General features: G+C 55.2%; 15 protein-coding genes and 1 tRNA gene. 8 read left to right on the forward strand and 8 right to left on the reverse strand.

Annotated elements, in window-relative coordinates:
- Positions 1–104 precede the first annotated feature (104 nt).
- Positions 105–317, forward strand: a complete 213-nt coding sequence (gene cspA, locus ACMGGM_RS14245; protein WP_003860775.1) for an RNA chaperone/antiterminator CspA — start codon at positions 105–107, stop codon at positions 315–317.
- 58 nt (positions 318–375) lie between these two features.
- Here cspA and ghrB read toward each other — a convergent pair whose 3' ends face one another.
- The 5 genes from ghrB to ACMGGM_RS14270 all read right to left on the reverse strand — a co-directional run bounded on the left by ghrB (position 376) and on the right by ACMGGM_RS14270 (position 5,586).
- Positions 376–1,350, reverse strand: a complete 975-nt coding sequence (gene ghrB, locus ACMGGM_RS14250) for a glyoxylate/hydroxypyruvate reductase GhrB (RefSeq protein WP_023338918.1) — start codon at positions 1,348–1,350, stop codon at positions 376–378.
- Positions 1,351–1,376: 26 nt separating this feature from the next.
- Entirely contained in the window at positions 1,377–2,657 is a 1,281-nt protein-coding gene (locus tag ACMGGM_RS14255) for an MFS transporter (RefSeq protein ID WP_023331751.1), read from the reverse strand.
- A 117-nt stretch (positions 2,658–2,774) separates the two neighbouring features.
- Positions 2,775–3,713 carry a sugar kinase gene (locus tag ACMGGM_RS14260; RefSeq protein WP_336221414.1) on the reverse strand — a complete coding sequence of 313 codons (939 nt, stop codon included), beginning with the start codon at positions 3,711–3,713 and terminating at the stop codon, positions 2,775–2,777.
- Positions 3,714–3,716: 3 nt separating this feature from the next.
- The gene (locus tag ACMGGM_RS14265; protein ID WP_032664923.1) at positions 3,717–4,466 is read right to left on the reverse strand and encodes a sugar phosphate isomerase/epimerase family protein; all 750 of its coding nucleotides are present in this window, start codon (positions 4,464–4,466) and stop codon (positions 3,717–3,719) included.
- Between the two features lie 103 nt (positions 4,467–4,569).
- The gene (locus ACMGGM_RS14270; protein ID WP_014882049.1) at positions 4,570–5,586 is read right to left on the reverse strand and encodes a LacI family DNA-binding transcriptional regulator; all 1,017 of its coding nucleotides are present in this window, start codon (positions 5,584–5,586) and stop codon (positions 4,570–4,572) included.
- Between the two features lie 309 nt (positions 5,587–5,895).
- On the opposite strand from ACMGGM_RS14270, the gene ACMGGM_RS14275 reads away from it, so the two are divergent.
- Positions 5,896–6,831, forward strand: coding sequence for an IS110 family transposase (locus ACMGGM_RS14275; RefSeq protein ID WP_045282185.1), 936 nt, complete (start codon positions 5,896–5,898; stop codon positions 6,829–6,831).
- 69 nt (positions 6,832–6,900) lie between these two features.
- On the opposite strand, the gene ACMGGM_RS14280 is transcribed toward ACMGGM_RS14275, so the two are convergent.
- Positions 6,901–7,563 carry an OmpA family lipoprotein gene (locus ACMGGM_RS14280; protein WP_010426241.1) on the reverse strand — a complete coding sequence of 221 codons (663 nt, stop codon included), beginning with the start codon at positions 7,561–7,563 and terminating at the stop codon, positions 6,901–6,903.
- A gap of 212 nt (positions 7,564–7,775) precedes the next feature.
- Here ACMGGM_RS14280 and ACMGGM_RS14285 point away from each other — a divergent pair, with 212 nt between their 5' ends.
- Positions 7,776–10,055, forward strand: a complete 2,280-nt coding sequence (locus tag ACMGGM_RS14285) for a molybdopterin guanine dinucleotide-containing S/N-oxide reductase (protein ID WP_045282198.1) — start codon at positions 7,776–7,778, stop codon at positions 10,053–10,055.
- Here ACMGGM_RS14285 and ACMGGM_RS14290 read toward each other — a convergent pair.
- Both ACMGGM_RS14290 and tag read right to left on the reverse strand, forming a co-directional pair.
- Positions 10,018–10,464, reverse strand: a complete 447-nt coding sequence (locus tag ACMGGM_RS14290) for an N-acetyltransferase (protein WP_014882051.1) — start codon at positions 10,462–10,464, stop codon at positions 10,018–10,020. The genes ACMGGM_RS14285 and ACMGGM_RS14290 overlap by 38 nt on opposite strands.
- The gene (gene tag / locus ACMGGM_RS14295; RefSeq protein WP_023331755.1) at positions 10,442–11,023 is read right to left on the reverse strand and encodes a DNA-3-methyladenine glycosylase I; all 582 of its coding nucleotides are present in this window, start codon (positions 11,021–11,023) and stop codon (positions 10,442–10,444) included. Before tag ends, ACMGGM_RS14290 begins: the two co-directional genes overlap by 23 nt.
- A gap of 162 nt (positions 11,024–11,185) precedes the next feature.
- Between tag and ACMGGM_RS14300 the strand changes: the two genes are divergently transcribed.
- The 5 genes from ACMGGM_RS14300 to dppA all read left to right on the forward strand — a co-directional run bounded on the left by ACMGGM_RS14300 (position 11,186) and on the right by dppA (position 17,652).
- The gene (locus ACMGGM_RS14300; protein WP_023331756.1) at positions 11,186–11,884 is read left to right on the forward strand and encodes an autotransporter domain-containing protein; all 699 of its coding nucleotides are present in this window, start codon (positions 11,186–11,188) and stop codon (positions 11,882–11,884) included.
- A 238-nt stretch (positions 11,885–12,122) separates the two neighbouring features.
- Positions 12,123–13,325: an MFS transporter gene (locus ACMGGM_RS14305; RefSeq protein ID WP_014882054.1), complete on the forward strand. Its 1,203-nt coding sequence runs from the start codon at positions 12,123–12,125 to the stop codon at positions 13,323–13,325.
- A gap of 236 nt (positions 13,326–13,561) precedes the next feature.
- Positions 13,562–15,256 (forward strand): kdo(2)-lipid A phosphoethanolamine 7''-transferase, encoded by a 1,695-nt coding sequence (eptB, locus tag ACMGGM_RS14310; RefSeq protein WP_014882055.1) that lies wholly within the window; start codon positions 13,562–13,564, stop codon positions 15,254–15,256.
- Between the two features lie 91 nt (positions 15,257–15,347).
- A tRNA-Pro gene (locus tag ACMGGM_RS14315) sits at positions 15,348–15,424 on the forward strand.
- A 620-nt stretch (positions 15,425–16,044) separates the two neighbouring features.
- Entirely contained in the window at positions 16,045–17,652 is a 1,608-nt protein-coding gene (gene dppA / locus ACMGGM_RS14320; protein ID WP_014882056.1) for a dipeptide ABC transporter periplasmic-binding protein DppA, read from the forward strand.
- The last annotated feature ends 86 nt before the right edge of the window (positions 17,653–17,738 follow it).

The following is a 17,738-nucleotide window of genomic DNA, read 5'->3' on the forward strand; positions in this document are numbered from 1 at the left end:
TCCATAGATACCCTTCGTTGTGACCCTTCCTTCATCGCTTAAAAATCTGTAACGCAATCCATCAAGCCGGAAGGCACAATATATTTGTTAATTAAGGTAATTCTATGTCTGCTAAAATGACTGGTCTGGTAAAATGGTTCAACGCTGATAAAGGTTTCGGCTTCATCACTCCTGACGATGGCTCAAAAGACGTGTTCGTACACTTCTCTGCTATCCAGAACGATGGCTACAAATCTCTGGACGAAGGTCAGAAAGTGTCCTTCACCATCGAAAGCGGCGCTAAAGGCCCAGCAGCTGGTAACGTTGTAAGCCTGTAAGCTTCCAACCCAGTAGCACAAAATTCAAAAACCCGCCTTCTGGCGGGTTTTTTCGTTTCTACTGTTGGATCTGCGGGTTAACGCAGTTTTTATCCACTTTTCCACCCAGCGCGGCAATCAGGTTGTCCACTGCGGTAGCCGCCATGTTGTAGCGCGTCTCGTGAGTGGCAGAGCCGATGTGGGGTAGGGCGACGACGTTTGGCATTTTCAGCAGTGGAGAATCCACCGGCAGTGGCTCCTGCTCAAACACGTCCAGACCGGCGGCGTGGATCTCGCCATTTTGAAGGGCTTCAATGAGCGCCTGCTCATCCACCACCGGGCCACGACCCGCGTTGATGAAAATGGCGGATTTCTTCATTTTTTCAAATGCGGATTTGCCAATCAGGTGACGTGTTTCATCCGTCAACGGCAGGATCAGGCAGACAAAATCGGCTTCCTGCAACAGCGTATCCAGCTCACAGTAACGCGCGTTAAAACGTTCTTCCGCTTCACCGTGGTGACGGCGCGCGTTGTACAGTATCGGCATGTTGAAACCAAAATGCGCGCGCTGTGCCAGCGCCAGCCCGATACGTCCCATACCCACGATGCCCAGCGTTTTGCCGTGAACATCCACGCCGAACCAGTCCGGGCCAATGCTTTTTGTCCATTCGCCTGCTTTAACGCGCTCGGCCACTTCAACCACGCGACGGGCGGTGCTGAGCACCAGCGCCATCAGCGTGTCGGCCACGGTTTCCGTCAGGGCATGCGGCGTGTGCATCAGCAGGATTTTGCGGGCGCTCAGGGCATCCACGTCGAAGTTGTCATAACCTACTGAAACAGTTGAAGTAGCACGAAGCTTCGGCATTTTCTCCAGCAGGGCGATGTCCACTTTCTCGCTTGAACCCAGCAGGCCTTCGGCGCTGGCGAACGCATCGGCATGCTGTGCCACGGTCTCCGGACTCAGGTTTTTCACCTGCGTGACGGTGAAGTGCTCTTCCAGGCGTTTCTGCAGATCTTCCGGCAGTGCTTTATACAAAATGACGGACGGCTTCATGCTAATCTCCGTTGATTTTTAAGGATTCAGGCGTGGCGTGCGCCGACGGGGTGCTGTTGATTATTAGCAGGCTTAACAATCAGAGTAAGCCACACGGAGGCAAAAAGCGCCACCCCCATAAAGATGTACGATGCGGATGGGCTGCCGGTGGCTCCGTTCAGGTAACCAACAAACCAGGAGCCGCAGAACGAACCCAGCGCGCCCATGCTGTTAATTAATGCCATGGCACCGCCCGCCACGTTACGCGGCAGCATCTCCGGGATGATGGCAAAGAATGGACCGTACGGGGCGTACATGGCGGCACCGGCAATGACCAACAGGGTATAAGAGGCCCAGAAGTGATTCGCGCCCACGGCCCAGGAGCCGATGAAGGCAAAAGCAGCAATCAGCAGCAGCGGCCAGACGAACACCTTACGGTTTTGCAGCTTATCCGACGCCCAGGAGGCGACGATCATGGCGATGGTCGCAGCCAGATACGGTACGGACGAGAGCCAGCCCACTTCAACCATGCCGAGGTTTTCGCCGCCGCTGCGGATGATCGACGGCAGCCACAGCACGAAACCGTACACGCCGATACTCCAGGTAAAATACTGCGCGCAGAGCAGGATCACGTTACGGGAGCGGAAGGCTTCACCGTAGTTACGTACCGCCTTCAGACCCTGCTGCTCTTTATCCAGCTGCGCCTGGAGCGCCGCTTTTTCATCTTCGGAAAGCCATTTCGCCTGGGCAGGTTTATCTTTCACCAGCACCCACCAGCAGAATGCCCAAATCACTGCCGGAACCCCTTCGATGATGAACATCTCGCGCCAGCCGAAGGACTGGATCAGGTAGCCGGAGACCACCGACATCCACAGTACGGTGACCGGGTTACCGAGGATCAGGAAAGTATTCGCGCGTGAGCGTTCAGATTTGGTAAACCAGTTGCTGATGTAAATCAGCATCGCGGGCATGACCGCCGCCTCAACGACGCCAAGGATAAAGCGAATGGCGGCCAGGGCAGGAATATTGTTCACCACGCCGGTAAGTGACGCACAGGCGCCCCACAGGATCAGACAAATGAAGATCAGCTTACGCACGCTGCGGCGTTCGGCGTAAATAGCACCGGGGATCTGGAAGAAGAAATACCCCAGGAAGAAGAGGGCGCCCAACAGGGATGAGACGCCCTTAGTGATCCCGAGGTCTTCGGTGATCCCCGCCGCGGATGCGAAACTGAAGTTGGCACGATCAAGGTACGCCAGGCTGTACGTGATAAACACGATTGGCATGATGTACCACCAGCGTTTTACTGCATTGGTCGAACTGTTCATAGGCTTGCCTCTGTTGTTGAGGTTGTTACCGCCGTTGCCTGTAGGGTACACGGTGGTTTAATTATTGGGTGCGGCCTGTTGCCCTCACCCTGGCCCTCTCCCACGGGGAGAGGGAATTTACATGCCGAGCTGTGCTCGTGTCGGTAATCCTTCGCTGTCGCCCTGCACCTGAATGGCCAGTGAGCCAATCTTGTTGCCTCGTGCAACCGCCTGCTGCAGCGGTTTGCCTTCCAGCAGCGCGCTAATGACGCCCACGGCAAAGCCATCGCCCGCGCCGACGGTGTCGACGACATTCTCGACCTTCACCGCCGCGACCGCGCCTTGCTCGCCTTCGGCTGTTTTAAACCATGCGCCATCGGCGCCGGTTTTCAGCACCACCGCTTTTACCCCTTTATTCAGGTAGAAGTCAGCAATGCCTTCCAGTGTATTTTTGCCGGTCAGGATCATCCCTTCTTTCAGGCCCGGCAGAACCCAGTCCGCCCTGAATGCCAGCCGGTTAAGCTTCTCGATCATTTCCGCTTCGCTTTTCCACAGCACCGGGCGCAAATTTGGATCGAAAGAGATCGTTTTGCCCAGCGACTTCATGGTCGTTGCCGCATGATCCAGCAGCGAATACGAGCTGGCAGAGAGTGCCGCCGCCACGCCGCTCAGGTGCAAATGGCGCGCGGAGGCAAAATAATCGGCGTGGTAATCTTCTACGGAGAGATGGCTGGCGGCCGACCCTTTACGGAAATACTCCACAATGGGATCGGTTCCATTTGCAACTTTAGACTTAAGCTGAAAGCCGGTGGGGAAGCGTCCGTCGAGCGTGACGCCTGCGGCATCAATCCCCTCTTTTTTCAGCGAATCGAGAACGAAATGGCCAAAGCTGTCATCGCCCACGCGGCTGACCCAGCCGACGTTCAGACCCAGACGCGCCAGGCCGGTTGCGACGTTCAGCTCTGCGCCCGCCACGCGTTTGATAAAGTGCTCTACCGCGCTCAGCTCGCCCGTTTCGGTGGCGACAAACATCGCCATGGCTTCGCCAATCGTGATGACATCCAGCGTCTTGTACATGATTTACTCCTCGCGCAGCAGGTTGACGTAATGGCGGGTAACGGCGGTTAAATCCGCCCCTTCCAGCGGGAACTCGATACCGCGCGGGGCATCGGCAGGCAGCTGGCCAAGCAGATCCAGCCAGCGGGAATCGGCACCGTCCGGCGCGACGGCGCGGAAGTTATCTTTATGCGGAACGGCGGCTTTAACGTGGATATAGCTCACGGCAGGCGCCAGATGACGCGCGGCCTCTTCCGGGGAGTCACCGACCCACAGCCAGTTGCCCATGTCAAAAGTCAGCGTGACGGGAAGCGCCCTTTCGCAACAGGCGGCCTGAAAGCGTTGCATCGGTGCAAGCTGGCCGCAGTCGGTCTGATCGTTTTCCACAACCAGCGCGATACCGCTGGTATTGAGCAGAGTACGTAAGGCATCGAGAGGCTGCGTGTCGCTAAAATGGCCCAGGGAAACCTTCAGCCACAGCGCGTTCAGGGTGCTGGCTTCTGAGAGATACCGCGGAAGGTCCGGGTTGAGGGTGCCATCGGGCATAAACAGGGCGGCAGGTGCTGAGTAACACGCCAGCAGGCCCAGAAGCTCAATGGACTCACCGAGCGCAGGCAGCGCCAGTAACTCTTCGCTATTGAACAGCTCGCGGCGGATCTCCACGCCGTCGGCGCCTGCACCCGCAATAACGGGAAGCATCGCCCGCTGACCGCCCGCCTGTCGCACCTGCTCCGCGCCATATGCGGCGGTGACCACCATGATTTTCCTGCCCATCTTCGGACTCCATCGCAACATATCAATACTATTACGCTAGATGGAACCGGTTCCAAAGAAAAGCTCAGGATGTCGAATTTATGATCGCTATCACAAGGGGAAATTAACGTGCGGTGGAGCCGCGGACGATCAGCTCGCCGGAGAAGACCTGCTCGCGTACGGCCTCACTGGTGCCTTCAATACGACGAACCACTTGTTCTACAGCAGCATAGCCAATCTGCCAGGTGGGCTGTTTGAGGGTGGTAATGCCGACGCCAGCCAGCTCCGCCCACTCCAGTTCATCAAACCCCAGCAGACCGATATCGCTGCCCCAGTGCAGGCCAATACGCTTGAGTGAGCGGGCAACCTGCAGGGTTAGTGCCCCGTTGGCGGAGATAACGGCTTTGCGCATCCCGCGATGGCGCGTGTGGAACTGGCGTAGGGTATTGTCGAGCTGATCGGCTTCGTGAAGCGGCGTTTCGGCATTTTCGGCGATCACGCCAGGATAACGCGCCAGCGTGGCACGAAATGCAGCCAGCCGATCGCGTCGGGTATTTACCATGCCCAGCGGTTCGCTCAGAAAGAGAATCGCCTCGAAACCTTGTTCAATCAGATGCTCGGTCGCGGTCGTGGCAGCCTGGGTGTTATCCAGCCCGACCACATCGCAGGCAAATTCCGGGATTTTACGGTCGATGAGGACCATGGGCAGGGAGGATTGCTGCAGACGGTTCAGCCCCTCTTCACGCATGCCCACCGCGTTGACCACAATCCCTTCCACCTGATAGCTGCGCAGCAGATCGAGATAGTGCAACTCCTGGTCGACCTCGTTGTTGGTATTACAGACCAGAGGCGTAAAACCTTTTTCGCGGCAGGCGGCTTCGATACCGCTGAGCACGTTTACAGAGTAGGGGTTAGTGATATCCGCGATGATAAGTCCGATAAGGCGGGTGCGGCCACGTTTGAGCCCGCGGGCCATCAGGCTGGGGCGGTAGTCGAGATCGGCAATAGCCTGTTCAATACGCGCCAGCAATGCATCGGACAATAGATGTTTCTCGCCGTTAAGGTAGCGCGAAATGCTGGTTTTACCGGTTCTGGCGGCTTTCGCCACGTCGCTGATGGTGGCCCGGGCTGGTTTGCTCATCGCTGATTTCCCTGAATTTAGTGAGAATACCTTAACGGGAAAATCGGACGAATCAAGTAATTTGCCCGGTGGCGCAGCGCTTACCTGGGGTGCGGTCTGGTGCCCTTGTATGTTTAAAGTCACTTCAGTTACCCGTCAACAGACGGGTAAACTGTCACTGAGTTTGACCTGATGCCACAGCCCGTTAGCCCTCTGGGTTTCCAAGCCCGCGGGTGAGCTCCTGGCGTGGCTTCAGTTTTCCTGTTAACCCGAACAGCTGCCCGGGCGGCCTGTGCCAGCCCGTATATTACAAGGCCGGGAGACTCGAACATGACTGAACATACCACCGTTGGCATCGATATCGCCAAAGAGACCTTTGATGTATTTATCAGTCCTGACGGGATTTTCCTTCATCTGGACAATACCCCTCAGGGCCATCAGCTACTCCTCGACGCCCTTTCATCCCGTGCCGTTGCACGCATCGTGATGGAAGCCACCGGGCGCTACCACAACCTTCTTGCTGCCACACTTGAACTTGCCGGGCTGCCTGTCGCCGTCGTTAACCCTGCTCAGGTCAAACACTTCGCACGGGCTCTCGGGACGCTGTTCAAGACAGACCCGAACGATGCCCGCATCATCTGCGAGTTTGGCCGCAGAATGACACCGGATGTCAGACCCGCTCCGGACGAACAGACACAGCGTCTGGCCATGATGGTATCCCGCCGCCGTCAGCTGGTGGACAACAGAACCATGGAGCAGAACCGCTACGGCTCCTGCACTGATGAGCTTATCCGGACGGGCATCAAACGGCATATTGACTGGCTTAATGCAGAGATAAAGGACACGGATGACGACATCGACCAGCAGATAAAAGTGATGCCGCTATGGCAGGAGAAAGTGAAGCTGCTGGAAGAAGTCAAGGGTATAGGACGGACAACGCTGGCGGTTCTGCTGTCGATGCTGCCGGAGCTGGGACAACTTAACAGATGTAAAATCAGCGCACTGGTAGGCGTGTGTCCTTATGCCCATGACAGCGGAAAGATGAAAGGAAAACGATGTATCTGGGGAGGACGAAGTGCGGTGCGTGCAGCGCTGTACATGGCGGCAATGTCAGCGGTGCGTTATAACCCAACCATACAGGCTTTTTTTGAGAAACTGAGAAGCAAGGGAAAAGCCTTTAAAGTGGCGATGACAGCCTGCGTCAGAAAGCTGGTAACAATCCTGAATGCGATGGTGCGGGACAATAAAAAATGGGCGGCAGCTTAGTCGTCAGATGTTGACTTTAAACACAGCTGCTCACCCCAACCCTCTCCCACGGGAGAGGGAGAAATGCGATTACTGAATTGGACTCAACGTAATCTCTACGCGACGGTTCTGCGCTTTACCTTCCGCCGTGCTGTTGCTGGCGATAGGGTTGGCAGGGCCCATGCCGCTGGTGCGGATGCGGTTCGCTTCCACACCCTGGGCGATCAGCGAGCTGGCAACGGAATCCGCGCGCTGCTGTGACAGACGCATGTTCAGATCCTGGCTGCCGGTGCTGTCGGTGTAGCCAATCACGTTCACGGCGGTCTTGTTGTACTCTTTCAGCACCATCGCCACGCCGGTCAGCGTGTTCGCACCCGCTGGTTTCAGCGTTGCGCTGCTGCTGTCAAAGGTCACGTTGTTCGGCATGTTCAGAATGATGTTATCGCCGCTGCGCGTCACGCTTACGCCGGTTCCCTTCATTTTGTCACGCAGTTTTGCTTCCTGCACATCCATGTAATAACCGACGCCGCCGCCCAGTGCTGCCCCCGCCGCTGCGCCAATCAGCGCGCCTTTACCGCGGTCTTTCTTGGAGGAGGAGAGTGCCCCAACGCCTGCACCTACCAGTGAGCCGATACCTGCGCCGATGCCGGATTTACCCGCTTCGCGCTCACCGGTGTAAGGGTTGGTTGTGCAGCCAGAAACAGCCAGTGCACCGCTCACCAGAGCGGCAATAACGAGTACGCGTTTTTTCATCTTCTTTCCTTAATCCTTTTTATTCTTTGCCACGGCGTGCGTGGCAGTTGATTATGACGTCCAGATACGGAGAAAATTCCGGGTATAACTCTGAAATTTGTGACAAACCATAAACGGCCTCAGCAAGAAGGCCGTAAAACCTGCACGTAACCAGGAGCGCACGCTTGAGCACCTCAACGAAAACCATTCTGACCGCCGCCCACTGGGGGCCGATGCTGGTCGAAACCGATGGCGAAAATGTTTTGTCGTCCCGCGGGGCACTGCCAACACAACATCCCAACTCTTTACAGACCGTCGTTCGCGATCAGGTGCATAGCAAAACGCGCGTGCGCTGGCCGATGGTGCGTAAGGGTTTTCTGGCTTCGCCGGACAAACCGCAGGGTATTCGCGGCCAGGATGAGTTTGTTCGCGTGAGCTGGGATGACGCGCTGGCGTTGATCCACGCCCAGCATAAGCGCATCCGCGAACGTTACGGCCCATCGTCCATTTTTGCCGGATCTTACGGCTGGCGTTCAAACGGCGTGCTGCATAAGGCGTCGACGCTGCTGCAGCGTTACATGAGTCTGGCGGGCGGTTATACAGGACATCTGGGAGATTATTCCACTGGCGCTGCGCAGGCGATCATGCCGTACGTGGTCGGCGGCAACGAAGTTTACCAGCAGCAGACCAGTTGGCCGCTGGTGCTGGCGCATACCGATGTGGTGGTGCTCTGGAGTGCCAACCCGCTTAACACGTTGAAAATTGCCTGGAATGCCAGTGACGAGCAGGGCATTGGCTATTTCGACGCGCTGCGCAAAAGCGGCAAGCGCATCATCTGCATTGACCCGATGCGCTCTGAAACCATGGATTTCTTCGGCGACAGAGCCGAGTGGATTGCGCCGCATATGGGCACCGACGTGGCAATGATGCTGGGTATCGCCCATACGCTGCTGGAGAACGACTGGCACGACAGTGACTTCCTCACCCGCTGCACCTCCGGCTTTGACCAATTTGCCGACTATCTCACGGGGCAATCCGACGGGGTGGCTAAAACCGCAGAATGGGCGGCAGGAATTTGTGGTGTTTCTGCTGACAAAATTCGCGAACTGGCCGCGTTATTCCATGACAACACCACGATGTTAATGTCCGGCTGGGGGATGCAGCGCCAGCAGTTTGGCGAGCAGAAGCACTGGATGCTGGTCACGCTTGCCGCCATGCTCGGGCAGATCGGTACGCCGGGCGGCGGTTTTGGTCTCTCCTATCATTTTGCCAACGGCGGAAACCCAACGCGCAAAGCGGCGGTGCTGGCTTCTCTGCAAGGTTCGGTGGCAGGCGGCGTGGATGCCGTGGATAAAATCCCGGTGGCGCGAATCATTGAAGCCCTGGAAAACCCGGGCGGTTTTTATCAGCACAACGGTCTGGACCGCCATTTCCCGGATATTAAATTTATCTGGTGGGCGGGCGGGGCGAACTTCACGCACCATCAGGATACCAATCGCCTGATCCGCGCCTGGCAAAAGCCGGAGTTGGTGGTGATTTCCGAGTGCTTCTGGACCGCTTCGGCCAAACATGCGGATATTGTGCTGCCGGCGACCACGTCGTTTGAGCGTAACGATCTCACCATGACCGGCGATTACAGCAACCAGCATATGGTACCGATGAAGCGCGTTGTGGCGCCGCGCGATGAAGCACGTGATGATTTTGACGTGTTTGCTGAACTGAGCGAGCGGTGGGAAGCGGGCGGTCGTGAACGTTTTACCGAAGGGAAAACGGATCTGCAATGGCTGGAGACGTTTTACCAGATCGCCGGGCAGCGCGGTGCGGCGCAGGGCGTAACGCTGCCGCCATTTTCTGCGTTCTGGGAAGCGAACCAGTTGATCGAAATGCCGGAAAGCGAACAGAACGCGCAGTTCGTCCGTTTCGCTGATTTCCGCCGCGACCCGGAGAACCATCCGCTGAAAACCGAGAGCGGCAAGATTGTGATCTACAGCGAGCGCATCGCCAGCTTTGGCTATGCCGATTGCCCGCCACACCCTTCCTGGCTGGAGCCGGACGAGTGGCACGGCAACGCCCAGCCGGAGCAGCTGCAGGTGTTATCTGCTCATCCCGCACATCGTCTGCACAGCCAGCTTAACTACTCCTCACTGCGTGAGCAGTATGCGGTCGCCGGGCGAGAGCCGATCACGCTGAATACCCATGACGCAAAAGCCCGCGGGATTGCGGACGGCGATGTGGTGCGCGTCTGGAATCATCGTGGTCAGGTGCTGGCAGGGGCGGTGGTCAGCGACGGGATTAAACCGGGCGTGATCTGTATTCACCAGGGCGCATGGCCCGATCTTGAGCCTGCCGAGGGGGGGATCTGTAAAAACGGGGCGGTTAACGTGCTGACCAAAGATCTCCCCAGCTCGAAGCTGGGGAACGGTTGTGCAGGGAATACGGCGCTGGCCTGGGTCGAGAAATACCAGGGGCCTGAGCTTACCTTAACGGCGTTTGATCCGCCTGCCAGCTCATAATCCAGGTCGGGTGCTGGGTATCGTCCTGCCAGGCGCTGTCTTCGATGCGAAAGCCCTGTGCATGATAGAAATTCACCGCCCGGACGTTTTTCTGATAGACCTCCAGGCTTAAATGCGGGAAGCGCTGTTGAACATGGTTCAGCAGCGCGCCTCCAATACCTTGCCCGATATACGTTGGCCTGACGAACAGCGCCCCCACAAACTGCGACTGTATAATGCTAATAAAACCACGCAGCGTACCGTCCTCTTCCCACACCCAGGTTTCCGCTGCAGGGAGGTAGACCTCCCGCACCATGGCTTCGTTCTCCTTCCAGTAGCTTGCGCTGATGAACGGGTGCGCTTCGGTGGTGCTTTCAAGCCACAGGCTCAGGAGCGGATCGGCATTGTCACTTTGCCACTTGCGGATCATGTTGCCTCCCCGGATGACAGAAGCAGCCGGTAACATGGTCATTGACCAGGCCACAGGCCTGCATAAAGGCGTAGCAGATGGTGGAGCCGACAAACTTAAAGCCGCGCTTTTTGAGGGCCTTAGAGAGCGCGTCCGACTCCGGCGTGGAGGCCGGGATCTCCGCCAGCGAGGTGGCCTGAGTGAGCTGCGGCGTGTTATTCACAAACGACCAGACAAACGCAGAGAAGGGCTCGCCGTTTTGCTCCATCGCCAGGTAAGCGCGGGCATTGCCGATGATGGCCTGGATCTTACCGCGATGGCGGATGATGCCAGCATCCTGCACCAGGCGTTCTACGTCTTCATCGGTCATGGCGGCGACGGCGGCGGGGTCGAACTGGTGGAAGGCGTTGCGGTAGTTTTCACGTTTCTTCAGTACCGTTATCCATGACAATCCCGCCTGCTGTCCCTCAAGGCAGATCATCTCAAAGAGTTTTCTGCCCTCCGTCTCCGGCACGCCCCATTCCCGATCGTGATAGTCGATATAAAGCTGATCCTGGCTTACCCAACCGCAACGTTCCATCCGTTATCTCCCTTACTGATGCTGATTTCGCAAAATTTTCATTCCGTCTGTCTTGACGTGCCTGGTATAAAGACAATAGTTAATACAGGGCTATATGCCCGCTAAACGCTTCCTGAATAACGACAAATATCGCCGAACTCGGCTCTCTCTGGGGTCGCTTTGATGATGATAAAAAAAATCAGTGGTCGCCATGCTGTTTCTGGCCTGGTGGGGATTTCAGCCTGCCTGTTGTTTTGTCATACAGCGTCTGCCTGGCAACAGGAATATATCGTTTCAGACGCCCAAAATAATACGGCGGAACGCTATACATGGGACGCGGATCACCAACCGCGTTATGAAGATATTCTTGCTGAGCGTATTCAGTCTTCGCAAAATTTGCCTGGGCTTGCCCTGGCTGTACCTTCAGGCGCCACCACGGACGCGGCGATGAGCCTGGGCTGGAATTTTCCGGTTTCAGCGCGGATAACCACCGGTCCGGTGATGTCCTGGCGGTATGACGGCTCGACGCCGATGATGATCAATGAGTTTGGCGATAGCGCGACGACGCAGACGCTCGCCGATCCGCTCTGGCATGCCAGCGTGAGCACGCTAGGCTGGCGCGTAAATACTCAGTACGGCGATCTTCGTCCCTGGGCGCAGGTGAGCTATAACCAGCAGTTTGGTGAAAACCAGTGGAAATCGCAGTTTGGCATGCCGCAAACGCCGGCCCCTGCTCAAAACGGTAGCTGGATGGATGTCACTGTTGGAACGGATATGCCTTTTAATACGCACATGGCGGCGTATGCGTCGCTGGCTCAGGGGGAACGCACCACGACGGGTGAAGAGTTTCTCTATACCCTGGGGGTGAGTGCGAATTTTTAATGTTGTTACTTTTTTAAACGTAGCGATAACATCTCGGAAACAATAACCACGGGCTTTACAGCGATAGCAGGTACTAACCTGCTGTCGCTTTGTTCCCCGGCAAGGTCATTCATTCCCGATTCCAGGCATTTCATTCCGTTCCTCCTGCATTTCATGCCGTTTTACCCCATCACCGCTAGGGTTTTGTTTATCGTTGTCCTCAGCGAATTCTTCTAATTTCTGTTGCAGGACAACGGCCATGAACACATCAACTTATAACCGTACGCGCTGGCTCACGCTCTTTGGCACCATCGTCACCCAGTTCGCGCTGGGATCGGTCTATACCTGGAGTCTGTTTAACAGTGCGCTTTCCGACAAACTTGGCGCACCGGTCAGCCAGGTGGCGTTTTCTTTTGGTCTGCTGAGTCTTGGGCTGGCGATCTCGTCTTCCGTCGCGGGCAAGCTGCAGGAGCGTTTTGGCGTGAAGCGCGTGACCATGGCGTCCGGCATTTTGCTCGGTCTGGGCTTCTTCCTGACGGCGCATTCCAGCAACCTGATGATGCTGTGGCTGAGTGCTGGCGTCCTGGTGGGCCTGGCAGACGGTGCGGGCTATCTGCTGACGCTGTCGAACTGCGTGAAGTGGTTCCCGGAGCGTAAGGGGTTAATCTCCGCCTTTGCCATTGGTTCTTATGGCCTGGGCAGCCTCGGCTTTAAGTTTATTGATGCCCATCTTCTGGCGTCCGTTGGCCTCGAAAAGACCTTCATGATCTGGGGTGCCATCGTGCTGGTGATGATTCTGTTCGGTGCCACGCTGATGAAAGATGCCCCGCAGCAGGAAGTGAAATCCGTTAACGGCGTGGTGGAGAACGACTTTACGCTGGCGCAGTCCATGCGCAAACCGCAGTACTGGATGCTGGCGGTGATGTTCCTGACGGCCTGCATGAGCGGTCTGTACGTCATTGGCGTGGCGAAAGATATCGCCCAGGGAATGGTGAAACTGGATGCGGCAACCGCGGCGAATGCGGTGACGGTTATTTCCATCGCCAACCTGTCTGGTCGCCTGGTGCTGGGGATCTTGTCCGACAAGATTGCCCGTATCCGCGTCATTACGATAGGGCAGGTGGTCTCTCTGGTGGGGATGGCGGCGTTACTGTTCGCCCCGCTGAATGAAGCGACATTCTTTGCAGCAATTGCCTGCGTGGCCTTTAACTTTGGCGGCACCATTACCGTCTTCCCGTCGCTGGTAAGCGAGTTCTTTGGGCTGAATAACCTGGCGAAAAACTACGGGGTTATCTATCTCGGCTTTGGGATCGGCAGTATCTGCGGCTCGCTGATTGCCTCGCTGTTCGGCGGGTTCTACGTGACCTTCTGCGTGATATTTGCTTTGCTGATTATTTCGCTGGCACTGTCCACGACGATTCGTCAGCCGCAGCGTGAAGTCTATAAAGAAGCGCATGCCTGATTTAATGAAGAGAGGCCGCAGGGCCTCTTTTTTATCTCTGCATTGCTTTCGGACTTGTTATTTTGTAAAAATCTTCATCGATCACATTCTCTGCTGCCACTTTTCTTTCCCGCTGTGGTCTACTTATCGCGCTTGTGGACCTTTCTGATAACGGTTTCTCTCGCACCAACTTACTCTGTCTGCTTTCTCGATGAGATTCGGCGGGTCTTTATACCCCTTCCCCCAGGGTTGTTTGCATGAAATATATTAGGTCTCTTACCCAGCAACGATTGTGTCTGATGCTGGCTGTCTATATCGGTTTGTTTCTGAATGGCGCGGTGCTGTTCAGAAGAGTGGAAGGTTATTTTGAACACCTCACCGTAAGAAATGGAATTTTTGCCGCGATTGAAGTGTTTGGTTCCGTTCTGGCAACCTTCTTCCTGTTACGCCTGCTCTCACTTTTTGGCCGACGTACCTGGCAAATTCTGGCCTCGCTGGTGGTGATTATCTCTGCCGCCGCAAGCTATTACATGACGTTCATGAACGTCGTCATCGGGTACGGTATCGTGGCGTCGGTGATGACCACGGATATCGATCTTTCAAAAGAGGTGGTCGGTAAAGGCTTTATCGTCTGGACGGTGTTAACCTGCCTGATCCCGCTCTTCTTTATCTGGAGTAATACCTGCCGCTATACCTTATTACGCCAGTTGCGTACGCGCGGACAGCGGGTACGCAATATCGTTGTCGTTTTGCTGGCCGGACTGCTGGTATGGGCGCCTATTCGCTTAATGGAAAAACAGCAAAAACGAATTGAAAAAGCGACGGGCGTTGATATGCCAAGCTACGGTGGTGTAGTGGCTAACTCTTATCTGCCGTCTAACTGGCTCTCGGCATTAGGTCTTTATGCCTGGGCACAGGCGGACGAATCGAGTGATGTGAAATCGCTGATTAACCCGACAAAAAAATTCACCTATCAGGCACCTGCTGACGGACTGGATGATACTTACGTCGTGTTTGTTATCGGTGAAACAACACGCTGGGATCATATGGGTATTCTCGGTTACGACCGTGATACCACACCAAAACTGGCTCAGGAAAAGAACCTGGTGGCCTATCGCGGCTACTCTTGCGATACCGCGACGAAGCTCTCATTGCGCTGTATGTTTGTGCGTGAAGGCGGTGCGAGTGATAACCCACAACGCACGCTGAAAGAGCAAAACGTGTTTGCTGTGCTGAAGCAGCTTGGTTTTAGCTCCGATCTCTTCGCTATGCAAAGTGAGATGTGGTTCTACACCAATACGCTGGCGGATAACATCGCGTACCGTGAGCAGATTGGCGCCGAGCCCCGCAACCGCGGTAAAAACGTCGACGATATGCTGCTGCTTGAGGAGATGTCTGAGTCTCTGAAGAATCATCCGCAGGGCAAACATCTCGTCATTCTGCATACAAAAGGGTCACATTACAGCTATTACCAACGTTACACGCGCGACTTTGCAAAGTGGCAACCTGAGTGCGTCGGTATTAATAAAGACTGCAGCAAGCAGGAATTGATCAATGCCTACGATAACTCGGTACTGTATGTTGATACCTTCCTGAGCCGCGTGATTGACCAGCTGCGCGACAAGAAAGCGATTGTTATCTATGCGGCAGATCACGGTGAATCCATCAATGAGAAAGAGCATTTGCACGGTACACCGCGCAAGCTGGCACCGCCGGAGCAGTTCCGCGTGCCGATGATTATGTGGATGTCGGATAAGTATCTGGAAAACCCTGACAAAGCTGCAATGTTTGCTCATCTGAAAAAAGAGGCGGAGATGAAGGTGCCACGTCGCCACGTTGAACTGTACGACACCATTATGGGTTGTCTCGGCTATACCTCACCAAATGGTGGAATTAACGAAAACAACAACTGGTGTAAACTCCCTGATAGCACCGCAAAAGCCGCGCAGTAGCTGCTCTGGCGAGAATATCGCCAGTTGAATGGCTTTTTGAAAATAAGGGATTGACGGGGGCGCACCTCAGCAGTAAGATGCGCTCCGCATTCGGCGAGTAGCGCAGCTTGGTAGCGCAACTGGTTTGGGACCAGTGGGTCGGAGGTTCGAATCCTCTCTCGCCGACCACATTCTGAAAAGGGCTAACCGCAAGGTTAGCCCTTTTTGCATTATGACCTTAGCCCGCCAGAGTCACCAAAACGCCCCTTATCCTGGCTTCTCCCTGCCTGTTAACGATTTTGTGACATAATCCATTGTATTTTTTTATATATAGATTGATCTTTTTTCGCGTTGCTTATGGATAACCTCAGCATTTTTCGCTGTGCGTTTTAACGTTCGCGGTATTTAGTGCTCAGATAATCACCATTCTGCAAGAAAATTTACCCATTCTGAATAAAAGTTAATCACTGATTGTTGCGAAATATGAAGATATTTGTGCTGCAAGATGGCGAGTAGCATAAATTTCCCTGCTGAAAACTGGCATACATAGTTTTTTTAATCTTTGTTTGCGGTTTCTCACACTCCACGTAAATCCCCGTCACCTGTATTGACGTTTTCACATTCTGTTGACAGATTGTAGGGCATGAGGGGCATTTCAGGGACGATCTGCGCTGCAACTCAAACGCTCTTCTGAAAGGATTCTCCATCCCTTTACTGCCTTCGGGCACCACCGACCGGACCGGGTAAAAAATAAATAAAGGTCTGGCGGCGTAACACAACAAAGCAAAACATCACATTGGAGCAGAATAATGAGTATTTCCTTGAAGAAGTCAGGGATGCTGAAGCTTGGTCTGAGCCTGGTGGCTATGACCGTGGCAGCAAGCGTACAGGCAAAAACCCTGGTTTACTGTTCTGAAGGCTCGCCGGAAGGCTTTAACCCACAGCTCTTTACCTCTGGCACGACGTACGACGCAAGCTCTGTACCGATCTATAACCGTCTGGTTGAATTCAAAACCGGCACCACCGAAGTGATTCCGGGTCTGGCTGAGAAGTGGGACGTCAGCGAAGACGGTAAGACCTATACCTTCCACCTGCGTCAGGGCGTGAAGTGGCAGGACAGCAAAGAATTTAAACCAACGCGTGACTTTAACGCCGACGACGTTGTGTTCTCCTTCGACCGTCAGAAAAATGCCCAGAACCCGTACCACAAAGTGTCGGGCGGCAGCTATGAGTACTTCGAAGGGATGGGTCTGCCTGACCTGATCTCAGAAGTGAAAAAAGTGGACGATAAAACCGTGCAGTTCGTGCTGACGCGTCCGGAAGCGCCATTCCTGGCTGACCTGGCCATGGACTTCGCCTCTATTCTCTCTAAAGAGTATGCGGACAACATGCTGAAAGCCGGCACGCCTGAGAAAGTGGACCTGAACCCAATCGGTACCGGCCCGTTCCAGCTGCTGCAGTACCAGAAAGACTCCCGTATTCTGTATAAAGCCTTCCCGGGCTACTGGGGCACCAAGCCGCAGATCGACCGTCTGGTCTTCTCCATCACGCCTGATGCGTCCGTGCGTTATGCAAAACTGCAGAAAAACGAATGCCAGGTGATGCCATACCCGAACCCGGCTGACATCGCGCGCATGAAGCAGGATAAGAACATTAACCTGCTGGAACAGGCGGGCCTGAACGTGGGCTACCTCTCCTTCAACACCGAGAAGAAACCGTTTGATGACGTGAAAGTGCGTCAGGCGCTGACCTACGCGGTGAACAAAGAAGCGATCATCAAAGCCGTTTACCAGGGCGCAGGCGTTGCAGCCAAGAACCTGATCCCACCAACTATGTGGGGCTATAACGATGACGTTAAAGACTACAGCTACGATCCTGAGAAAGCGAAAGCGCTGCTGAAAGAAGCGGGCCAGGATAAAGGCTTCACCGTTGAGCTGTGGGCGATGCCGGTACAGCGTCCGTACAACCCGAACGCACGCCGTATGGCGGAAATGGTTCAGGCTGACTGGGCGAAAGTTGGTGTACAGGCCAAGATCGTGACCTACGAGTGGGGCGAGTACCTGAAGCGCGCCAAAGCGGGTGAGCACCAGGCGGTGATGATGGGCTGGACCGGTGACAACGGGGATCCGGACAACTTCTTCGCTACCCTGTTCAGCTGCGCGGCGGCGAAAGACGGTTCTAACTACTCTCGCTGGTGCTACAAGCCGTTTGAAGACCTGATCCAGCCGGCGCGTGCGACCGACGATCACAACAAACGTATTGAGCTGTACAAGCAAGCGCAGGTTGTTATGCACGATCAGGCTCCGGCGCTGATTGTTGCTCACTCCACCGTGTATGAGCCAGTGCGTAAAGAAGTGAAGGGCTATGTGGTTGATCCACTGGGCAAACACCACTTCGAAAACGTATCGGTTGAATAATTAAAAGCAACGCCAGGCGGCGCTGCGCTGCACTGGCCTACGGTATGTAGGCCGGGTAAGCGTAGCGCCACCCGGCAGCAGTGCTT

Origin of the sequence: Enterobacter sp. BNK-14, from assembly GCF_047456095.1 — a bacterium.
GTDB classification, from domain to species: domain Bacteria; phylum Pseudomonadota; class Gammaproteobacteria; order Enterobacterales; family Enterobacteriaceae; genus Enterobacter; species Enterobacter kobei.